The sequence below is a fragment of the Streptomyces sp. SID4985 genome (assembly GCF_009863025.1).
In the GTDB taxonomy this organism is placed as follows: Bacteria; Actinomycetota; Actinomycetes; order Streptomycetales; family Streptomycetaceae; genus Streptomyces.
Genome location: NZ_WWIR01000340.1, coordinates 1 through 2,723, shown reverse-complemented (window position 1 = coordinate 2,723; position 2,723 = coordinate 1). Strand labels below are relative to the sequence as shown.

Genomic DNA, 2,723 nt, shown 5'->3' with positions numbered 1-2,723 from the left:
ACCGCGACCGCCGCGAGACCCGCGAGGGTCAGCAGACGCAGCCGGGCGGGGGCCCGGCCACCGGGGCCGGCGGGGATTCGCAGCATGGGCGGAACATAACGAGCCCGGAAGGGCATCCGGGCCCGCTCCCGCCCGACACCCCTACAACTCGGGCGCGCTCACACCCGTACGAGTGAGGGCCTCGACGACCGTGGGCACCACGGCCTCCACGTCGGGCACCCAGGGCCGCGCCGAGCCGGGCAGCGGGGCGCGCTCCCAGCGGACGGCGCCCTGGCCGGTCTCGGAGGGGGGCAGGGCGAGATAGCCGCCCTCGCCGTGGAAGCGGAGCGAGGCGGGCACATGGTCCTGGGCGTAGAGGAGTTCGCCCAGCTGCTCCATGGAGTACGGCCGCACCAGGATCGCCCAGCGGACCGGCGTGGCGATCACCGGGCCGAGCCGCATCCCGCGCCGGTCGAGCAGGGTGAGGGCGCGGGCCGCCGCGAGCGCGGGCAGGCTGACCGCGCACGGGGCCTGGCCGCCGGTGGCCAGGACGATCGGCGCGGCGGGCCGCCTGGTCCACCACCAGCGCACCATGCGGGCGTCGGTGCTGGCCGCGAGCAGGCCGGGGTCGAAGGGGTGGGCGCCCGGCACCGTGCAGTCGGGGTCGGGGCAGGAGCAGCGGACGGGGCCGCCGGAGTCCGGCGCCACGCCCGGGAGTACCGGCCACCGCCACTCGGTCGCGAAGGTCAGGGCCGCGCCGAGCAGATCCGGCCCGGACTCGTCCCGCCCGGGCAGCCGCCCGCGTCGCCTTCCGAGGATCTCGCGCATGAGCGCTCGTTCCTTTCCGTTGCACCGCTGGGCAACACCGTTGCACCGCTGGCAACACCGTGGAATCACATCATGTGTCGATCACTTCACTGTGCGTACCTTGTGGCGCATCACGCCCCCGCGCGCGGCGGGAAGAGCCCCCCGGGGGTCGAGCGTCGGCCGCGTCCGTGGTGCGTCCAGCAGGAGTACGGCTGCGGCGCGGGGGTGGCGAAGCCTGGCGTTTTGCCGTCGCGCGTGTTTCTCTCCGCCTCCGCCACGGGAGGATGGGGCTCGGCCGTCGGTGGTTATGACGCCCGGGTCCGCCGCCAGGTTCCGGGCCCTTGCCCAACCGCCCCTGGCCTTCTCCGAGTACGTACCCATCACGACCGCTGTGACGCTCCGTGGAGCAGGGCCAGTCGACCGCAGAGGAGCCTTACCCGAGGCAGTTTCAAGCCAACTTGCCAGTAAGGCAAGGGCATCGAAGGAAAAGCACGTCAGACGCATGGACACCAGGAATACCGGCAGGACAATGCTGGACATCCCCTCACGAGTCCGTGTACATGTGGAGACACTGCCAGCGGCGCAGAATGACATGGGGGTTCGCGATGCTTTTCAGCACAACGCACCAGCCCGGAAGCCGGACGCCATGACCGCCCCGCACCCCGCGAAAGTGGCCGGAATCGATCCCACTGTTCCCACTCCCGCCCACACTGTCGCGCCCGTGTCTCCCGCCCCGGACGCCGGTCCCGTCCCGGGGACCGCGCCCGCCGCACCCGCCGTCACCGTCCCCCACGCGCCCGCCCCCGGCACCCTGCTCCAGGACCGTCTCGCGGGCTGGGTCTCGGACCTCACCACCCTCCAGGAGCTGACCGAGCGCCTGTGCCGCACGACCGGCCTCGACGCCGCACTGGAGGAACTGCTGCGCGCCGGTGCCGCCCTGGTCGGCGCCCGCCGCGGCCTGGTCGTCCTGGAACCCGGCGACGGACCCGGCCCGCGCACCACCCTCGGACTCGGTCTCGGCCGCGCCGACATCGGCCATCTGGAGACCGTCCCGCACGGCCCCCTCCACACCACGCTCGACGGCGAGAGCGTCCGCGCCGACCTGTTCGCCGAGGACGGCCTCGACCCCCGCCACCGCGAGGTGGCCACCCGCCTCGGCTACGCCGCCTGCTACGCGCTCCCGCTCACGTCCGAGCCGGGGAGCGGCCTCGGCACCGCCGTCTGGTTCTACGACGAACCGGCCGCGCCCGACGAACACCACCGGCATCTGATCGGGCTGTACGTCCGGCACGCCGCCGCCCATCTCGCCCTGCTCCTGGAGGTGGAGCGCACTCGCGCGTACGCGGCGACCATCACCGAGGAGCTGCTGCCCTCGCGACTGCCCCGGGTGCCCGGCGTCCAGCTCGCCGTCCGGCACCGCACCGGGCCGCGCGGCGGCGGCGACTGGTACGACGCCCTGCCCCTGCCGGACGCCGCGCTCGGCCTCTCCGTCGGCTCCGTCACCGGCTCCGGGCCCGGCGCGGTCGCCGCCATGGGCCGACTGCGCGCCTCGCTGCGGGCCTACGCCGTGATGGAGGGCGAGGACCCGGTCGCCGTCCTGTCCGACCTGGAGCTGTTGCTGCGGCTGACCGAGCCCGCCCGCTCCGCCACCGCGCTCTTCGCCTACTGCGAGCCCGCCCTGCGCAAGATCACCCTGGCCGGGGCCGGGCACAGCCCGCCGCTGATCGTCGGGGAGCGGCGCACCGAGTTCGCCGAGACCTCGGTCTCCGCCCCGCTCGGCATGCTCGCCTGCTGGGAGGCGCCCAGCCTGGAGTTCCACGCCGAGCCCGGCGAGACGCTCCTCCTCTACACCGACGGACTGCTGCACCGCACCGGCGAGGCCATGGACCGCGCCTTCGCCCGGCTGCACGCGGCCGCCGCGAGCGTCCCGCGCGCGC

2 protein-coding genes are annotated in these 2,723 nt (G+C 74.4%); one reads left to right on the top strand and one right to left on the bottom strand.

The features are described from left to right. Positions 1-141: 141 nt before the first annotated feature. Complete coding sequence (locus GTW40_RS14400) at positions 142-807, bottom strand: bifunctional DNA primase/polymerase (RefSeq protein ID WP_161180572.1); 666 nt, start codon at positions 805-807, stop codon at positions 142-144. A 508-nt stretch (positions 808-1,315) separates the two neighbouring features. Between GTW40_RS14400 and GTW40_RS14395 the strand changes: the two genes are divergently transcribed. Beyond that, a partial coding sequence (locus tag GTW40_RS14395) for a SpoIIE family protein phosphatase (RefSeq protein ID WP_202485882.1) occupies positions 1,316-2,723 on the top strand: 1,408 nt, incomplete at its 3' end.